This is a genomic window from Bacillus sp. FSL M7-0307, from assembly GCF_038627835.1.
GTDB lineage: Bacteria > Bacillota > Bacilli > Bacillales > Bacillaceae > Bacillus > Bacillus altitudinis.
In genome coordinates this window covers 872968-880000 of record NZ_CP152023.1, presented here as the reverse complement: position 1 = coordinate 880000, position 7033 = coordinate 872968, and the positions used below count along the sequence as shown (strand labels likewise).

Below are 7033 nucleotides of genomic sequence, written 5' to 3'. Positions count from 1 at the left end.
CGGGAACGTATTCACCGCGGCATGCTGATCCGCGATTACTAGCGATTCCAGCTTCACGCAGTCGAGTTGCAGACTGCGATCCGAACTGAGAACAGATTTGTGGGATTGGCTAAACCTTGCGGTCTCGCAGCCCTTTGTTCTGTCCATTGTAGCACGTGTGTAGCCCAGGTCATAAGGGGCATGATGATTTGACGTCATCCCCACCTTCCTCCGGTTTGTCACCGGCAGTCACCTTAGAGTGCCCAACTAAATGCTGGCAACTAAGATCAAGGGTTGCGCTCGTTGCGGGACTTAACCCAACATCTCACGACACGAGCTGACGACAACCATGCACCACCTGTCACTCTGTCCCCGAAGGGAAAGCCCTATCTCTAGGGTTGTCAGAGGATGTCAAGACCTGGTAAGGTTCTTCGCGTTGCTTCGAATTAAACCACATGCTCCACCGCTTGTGCGGGCCCCCGTCAATTCCTTTGAGTTTCAGTCTTGCGACCGTACTCCCCAGGCGGAGTGCTTAATGCGTTAGCTGCAGCACTAAGGGGCGGAAACCCCCTAACACTTAGCACTCATCGTTTACGGCGTGGACTACCAGGGTATCTAATCCTGTTCGCTCCCCACGCTTTCGCTCCTCAGCGTCAGTTACAGACCAGAGAGTCGCCTTCGCCACTGGTGTTCCTCCACATCTCTACGCATTTCACCGCTACACGTGGAATTCCACTCTCCTCTTCTGCACTCAAGTTTCCCAGTTTCCAATGACCCTCCCCGGTTGAGCCGGGGGCTTTCACATCAGACTTAAGAAACCGCCTGCGAGCCCTTTACGCCCAATAATTCCGGACAACGCTTGCCACCTACGTATTACCGCGGCTGCTGGCACGTAGTTAGCCGTGGCTTTCTGGTTAGGTACCGTCAAGGTGCAAGCAGTTACTCTTGCACTTGTTCTTCCCTAACAACAGAGCTTTACGATCCGAAAACCTTCATCACTCACGCGGCGTTGCTCCGTCAGACTTTCGTCCATTGCGGAAGATTCCCTACTGCTGCCTCCCGTAGGAGTCTGGGCCGTGTCTCAGTCCCAGTGTGGCCGATCACCCTCTCAGGTCGGCTACGCATCGTCGCCTTGGTGAGCCGTTACCTCACCAACTAGCTAATGCGCCGCGGGTCCATCTGTAAGTGACAGCCGAAACCGTCTTTCATCCTTGAACCATGCGGTTCAAGGAACTATCCGGTATTAGCTCCGGTTTCCCGGAGTTATCCCAGTCTTACAGGCAGGTTACCCACGTGTTACTCACCCGTCCGCCGCTAACATCCGGGAGCAAGCTCCCTTCTGTCCGCTCGACTTGCATGTATTAGGCACGCCGCCAGCGTTCGTCCTGAGCCAGGATCAAACTCTCCGAGGTATGCAGGATGCATATCACACATGCGTTGCTACACGATGTAGCGAACTTAGCATGTGATCATTTCCTGCCTCGTCAGTCTGACTGACTACCTATGATGTATCATAGGATTTTTTTATAAAAACTCGAATTAACAGGTACGTTTTGTCTTGTTTAGTTTTCAAAGATCATCTTCATTGTCGCTCAGAGGCGACTTTCTTAATATAACATTTGAGCACCGTGTGCGTCAAGTGTTTTTTTGAATTTCTTTTTGTCCGCTTTTCTTTCAAAGCAACTCGGTTGCTCATTAGCGACGTTTAATAATATACCATCATAATATTCATGCGTCAATATCTTTTTTAACAAAATATCCTCGGTGATAGATTTTTTGCCCCTTCGTCTCAATTGGCTCTACTAGCACAATTCCTTTTTCCACAAAGAAATCAATCATCACACTAAGATCAGGTGTGAAATGCTTGAGATCAGGATGTGCAAGAAGCTCGCCAAACAGCCAAATTTCCTGCTGTTCCATGACTTGACGCAAATGAGCCGCACCAATTTCTGCTTTTGAATGGATCAAGAAATCATTCGCTAGGAATAAAAGTTCTAACCGCTTATGAAGACTTTCGTGGCTTTCAATCAGCTCTGAATAAAGTTTATATACTTCCGGCTCCATATGACGTACTTGGTTCCAAACGGTCACTTCTGGGTGGAAGCCTTTATCAATCACTTCAATACGCGCCAGATGATGCAGGGCATGCACAATGGAATTATATGCATCGAGGAATTGATTTGATTCAAAAAATGCTTTTCCTTCTATATATCTGCGAATGAGCTTGCCATATTCTAAACCAATTTTGAGCTTGCGGTTAGAAAACGGGAACGTACTCAGTTCATCAATCAAGTTGAAAATATATTCATTTCGATCAAACAGGACTTTTCCGTTTAAAATCCAATCAATAATCCGTCTGTTGGTACCTAAGGTAATCCATTCCTTCAACTGATCATCTGTGACAACATTTAAAGAAGCTGTTTGGTGACCGGATTCATAGTGCTTAATAAATAACGGTTCTTCCGCATCCTTTACGATGACTAGAAGCGCTGCATCAAAGTTATCCGTCTCAGAAGATACTTTATGTCTTCTTTCTACTATAATCACAGCTAATGTATCTGGATGACTTGCTCTCTCTTGATAAATAGGACGGAGAAGATTTTCCATAGTGATTCCTCCAATACTCGGGTGTAAGGTTCTTCTCTAATGCTATGTATTTCTCCTCATAGAATCAAAATTCCTTCAATACATGAAAAAAGATCATTGAATCATTATAAGCAATTTATTCACAAAACTCTATAACTAATTCAAACAGAAAGGTAAAATGTGCTATATTGGAGATAAGGGGGACTAGGGATGGCGAAATACTCCAGTAAGATTAATAAAATCAGAACATTTGCACTTAGTTTGGTTTTTGTTGGTTTTTTGATCATGTATATCGGTGTGTTCTTCAAGGAATCGGTCTGGCTGTCGACCTTCTTTATGCTACTCGGCGTGTTATCGATTGGATTGAGTACAGCCGTTTACTTTTGGATCGGTATGCTTTCTACAAAGGCTGTACGAGTAATTTGTCCAGGCTGTGAGAAGGAAACAAAGGTGCTCGGACGAGTGGATATGTGCATGCATTGCCGAGAACCGCTTACACTTGATCCAGCATTAGAGGGTAAAGAGTTTGATGAATCCTACAATCGAAAAAAGTCATAAAAATAAGCTGACCATTCAACTGGTCAGCTTTTTCATTAATGATTTTCTTTTTTTGCACATTCTTGACAAGTGCCATAGATCTCCAAGCGATGATGACTTACTGTAAAACCTGTCACATGGGATGCAAGCTGTTCTACTTCATCAAGGCCAGGATAGTGAAAGTCAACGATCTTTCCGCAATTTTCACAAATCGCATGGTAATGGTCAGATGTCGCAAAATCAAATCGGCTTGAGGAATCCCCATACGTTAATTCTTTTACTAATCCAGATTCCCGGAAGACTCGTAAATTGTTGTAAACCGTTGCTACACTCATATTAGGAAATTTTCCTTCAAGTGCCTTATATATATCGTCCGCGGTTGGGTGTGTCATAGAATTTACGAGAAACTCCAAGATGGCATGGCGCTGCGGAGTAATTCGAACACCGGTTTCTTTTAGAGCGTCTAAAGCATCTTTTAGTTCGTGAGCAGCCATTTCATCATGCACCTCTCTTTTCAAAAATATTCTTATATTATAATCTTTATAAATAGTGTACCCCCAGAGCCGAAACTTTGTCAATTACAATCCTCTTTTTTACCTATTCTTCTATACAAAAAAGACCGGCACGACTGCCGATCTCATCTCGTCAACATATTAAGCGTGAGCTTTCAGTTCCTCAAGCGCTTCTTCCACATGATCTTTCACCTTTACTTTACGCCACTCTTTCACAAGCTTTCCTTCTTTATTAATAAGAAACGTTGAGCGTTCAATCCCCATGTATTCCTTACCAAAGTTCTTTTTCAGCTTCCATACACCGAAAGCTTCAGACAATTTTTGTTCGTCATCTACAAGAAGCAGGAAAGGTAAGTCATGTTTTTCTTTAAACTTTTGGTGCTTGTCTTGACCGTCTGGGCTTACGCCGATGATGACAGCATCTAATTCGGCAAAGCTTTGATGGCGGTCACGGAAATCACAGGCTTCCGTTGTGCACCCCGGCGTCATATCTTTTGGATAAAAATAAAGGACAATGTGTTTCCCTTTAAAATCAGAGAGCTTTACTTTCTCTCCATTATCACCAAGTAATTCAATATCAGGTACTTGCTGCCCCACTTCGATTGTCATGATACAATCCCTCCAACCTATTTTTTCATTAGCCTATCCAATTTCGAGAAGATATTCAACTAAGGACGCTTGCATCGGCATGTTAAAATAATGATAGACGACGTGATACGTTGAGATAGGAGGCTATTTATGAAATTCACCGAATCAGAAAAATTACATCAAGAGGCGCTGGAGCATATTGTTGGAGGGGTTAACAGCCCATCTCGTTCATATAAAGCAGTAGGCGGCGGGTCACCTGTTGCAATGGAAAAAGGCGAAGGCGCTTATTTTTGGGATGTTGACGGAAACCGTTATATCGACTATTTGGCAGCATACGGTCCAATTATTACGGGACATGCTCATCCTCATATTACAAAAGCCATCACGAAAGCAGCAGAGACAGGTGTCCTTTACGGAACACCAACGAAGCATGAAGTCACTTTTGCTAAGATGCTGAAGGAAGCGATGCCTGCTTTGGATAAAGTTCGTTTTGTCAATTCAGGTACAGAAGCTGTGATGACGACAATTCGTGTCGCTCGCGCTTATACAGGCAGAACAAAGATCATTAAGTTTGCCGGATGTTACCACGGTCATTCTGATCTTGTGCTAGTTGCGGCCGGCTCTGGACCTTCCACTTTAGGAACACCAGATTCAGCGGGCGTGCCTAAAAGTATTGCCAATGAAGTCATTACCGTTCCATTCAACGATATAGACAGCTACAAAGAAGCATTAGACCGCTGGGGTGATGAAGTAGCAGCTGTTCTTGTTGAGCCAATTGTCGGGAACTTTGGCATCGTAGAGCCTAAAGACGGTTTCCTGCAGCAGGTTAATGACCTGACTCATGAAAAAGGGGCTCTAGTCATCTATGATGAAGTCATTACAGCTTTCCGCTTTATGTATGGTGGTGCACAGGACTTGCTTCAAGTAAAACCTGACCTCACTGCATTAGGTAAAATTATCGGCGGCGGTCTTCCAATTGGCGCTTACGGCGGCAAAAAAGAAATTATGGAGCAAGTCGCCCCGCTTGGACCAGCCTACCAAGCTGGTACGATGGCAGGTAATCCCGCCTCCATCCTTTCTGGTATTGCATGCTTGGAAGTGTTAAAAGAAGACGGAGTCTACGAACGTCTGGATCAGCTCGGGGCAATGTTAGAAGAGGGAATTTTAGCCCACGCAAAAAAACATCAAGTAGATATTACAGTGAATCGCTTAAAAGGTGCTCTCACCATTTATTTTACAAAGGAAACGATTGTGAACTACGAGCAGGCTGAAAATACGGATGGCGAAATGTTCGCCCGTTTCTTTAAATTCATGCTCGCACAAGGTATTAACCTCGCTCCTTCTAAATATGAAGCGTGGTTCTTAACCATTGCACATACTGAAAATGATATTTCTGAAACGCTAAAAGCAGTAGATCATGCGTTTGAACAACTGAAACAATCATAATGAAGAGAAAAACAGACGTGAATTCATGCGTCTGTTTTTTTATTTACCAGCTCTTGATTGTCAAAAGCGAGTGAATCTGTTACATTTTTTCTCAATACCTTCTTTTGATGTTTTCATGAACTTTCAAAAATCACTTGAATATTTCGGAAGACCGCTGTATATTACTTAGTTGTTTCATCAAAATATTTATGATATATGACAAATGGTCATCTATTATCGAAAAGAAAGGAATGCAGGGACAAAACCAATGAAACTTGGAGCCCGTATTTTAAAAACTGGTATTGCCATTGTACTCGCGCTTTACCTGGCAACATGGCTTGGGTTGCCGACACCCGTCTTCGCGGGAATTGCAGCTGTATTTGCTATCCAGCCATCTATTTATCGATCATTTTTAACGATTGTTGATCAAGTGCAAGCCAATATTATTGGAGCAGCACTTGCCATTACGTTCGGTCTGCTTTTTGGCACAGGACCAGTCATCATCGGCTTAACTGCCGTCATGGTCATTGCGATTAATTTAAAGCTGAAGATTGAACACACGATTCCGATTGCACTCGTAACCGTCATCGCGATTTTAGAAAGTGCAGGGGATCATTTCCTTTCCTTTGCCTTAATTCGAACAGCAACTGTGGTGTTAGGCGTACTTTCTTCATTTTTAGTGAATTTGATTTTCCTGCCGCCAAAGTATGAAACAAAGCTTGTTCATCACATTATGGAAAATACGGAGGAGATTTTAAAATGGATCCGTCTGAGCTCCAGACAGTCTACTGATCATTCCACTTTAAAGGATGACATCGATCAAATAAAAGAACGCATGATCAAATTAGATCACATTTACTTGCTATACAAAGAAGAACGAAGCTATTTAAAGAAAACAACTTATGTCAAATCTAGAAAGCTTGTTTTATTCAGACAGGCAATCATGACGTCTAATCGAGCGCTGTACTTGCTGAAAAAGCTTCATAAGTTAGAAAATGAAATTCATTTGATGCCAGAGCATTTCAGAGAGAGCTTAACAGATGAGATTGATTATTTGCTTTATTGGCATGAACGTACCTTGATGAAGTTTGTTGGAAAAATGAAACCGCAGGACGATGATTTTCAGAATGAATGCTCTCTTCGTCTTGAAGCATTAACGAAATCATTTATTCAGCACCAGCAAAATCAAGAAAACGACTTGCTGGATTACAATATGCTGAATGTGATGTCGAGTATTATTGAATACCGTGATGAATTGGAGCATCTAGATACTTTGATTACAAGCTTCCAAACGTATCACCCAAAAGATAGTGAGATTGAGACAGAAGAAAAAGAAGCTTAAATACAAAAGCCCGATTCTTAGAATCGGGCTTTTCGATTTAACAAATGTCTAAAATGATCTTTAT

General features: G+C 42.8%; 6 protein-coding genes and 1 rRNA gene (1 of these 7 cut by a window edge). 3 read left to right on the top strand and 4 right to left on the bottom strand.

The features are described from left to right. Positions 1-1391: ribosomal RNA gene (locus tag MHI41_RS04365) — 16S ribosomal RNA — on the bottom strand; it reaches 158 nt to the left of the window's first position. 316 nt (positions 1392-1707) lie between these two features. After that, a complete protein-coding gene (locus MHI41_RS04360; protein ID WP_073416003.1) occupies positions 1708-2586 on the bottom strand; it encodes a nucleotidyltransferase-like protein in 879 nt (292 codons plus the stop codon). A gap of 189 nt (positions 2587-2775) precedes the next feature. Between MHI41_RS04360 and MHI41_RS04355 the strand changes: the two genes are divergently transcribed. Beyond that, on the top strand, positions 2776-3123 hold the full coding sequence (locus MHI41_RS04355; RefSeq protein ID WP_017366887.1) for a YgzB family protein: 348 nt from the start codon (positions 2776-2778) through the stop codon (positions 3121-3123). Between the two features lie 35 nt (positions 3124-3158). Here the strand turns inward: MHI41_RS04355 and perR are convergent, their stop codons facing one another. Then, complete coding sequence (gene perR, locus MHI41_RS04350) at positions 3159-3596, bottom strand: peroxide-responsive transcriptional repressor PerR (protein WP_003217782.1); 438 nt, start codon at positions 3594-3596, stop codon at positions 3159-3161. A 159-nt stretch (positions 3597-3755) separates the two neighbouring features. Further along, a complete protein-coding gene (gene bcp, locus MHI41_RS04345; RefSeq protein ID WP_007496746.1) occupies positions 3756-4223 on the bottom strand; it encodes a thioredoxin-dependent thiol peroxidase in 468 nt (155 codons plus the stop codon). A gap of 129 nt (positions 4224-4352) precedes the next feature. On the opposite strand from bcp, the gene MHI41_RS04340 reads away from it, so the two are divergent. Further along, on the top strand, positions 4353-5648 hold the full coding sequence (locus tag MHI41_RS04340) for a glutamate-1-semialdehyde 2,1-aminomutase (RefSeq protein ID WP_008341922.1): 1296 nt from the start codon (positions 4353-4355) through the stop codon (positions 5646-5648). 247 nt (positions 5649-5895) lie between these two features. Beyond that, entirely contained in the window at positions 5896-6969 is a 1074-nt protein-coding gene (locus tag MHI41_RS04335; RefSeq protein WP_025206980.1) for an aromatic acid exporter family protein, read from the top strand. Positions 6970-7033: the final 64 nt, after the last annotated feature.

Excerpts from the sequence above, each read along its gene's own strand:
- MHI41_RS04360 (WP_073416003.1), bottom strand. The coding sequence starts at position 2,586 with ATGGAAAATCTTCTCCGTCCTATTTATCAAGAGAGAGCAAGTCATCCA.
- MHI41_RS04355 (WP_017366887.1), top strand. The coding sequence starts at position 2,776 with ATGGCGAAATACTCCAGTAAGATTAATAAAATCAGAACATTTGCACTT.
- perR (WP_003217782.1), bottom strand. The coding sequence starts at position 3,596 with ATGGCTGCTCACGAACTAAAAGATGCTTTAGACGCTCTAAAAGAAACC.
- bcp (WP_007496746.1), bottom strand. The coding sequence starts at position 4,223 with ATGACAATCGAAGTGGGGCAGCAAGTACCTGATATTGAATTACTTGGT.
- MHI41_RS04340 (WP_008341922.1), top strand. The coding sequence starts at position 4,353 with ATGAAATTCACCGAATCAGAAAAATTACATCAAGAGGCGCTGGAGCAT.
- MHI41_RS04335 (WP_025206980.1), top strand. The coding sequence starts at position 5,896 with ATGAAACTTGGAGCCCGTATTTTAAAAACTGGTATTGCCATTGTACTC.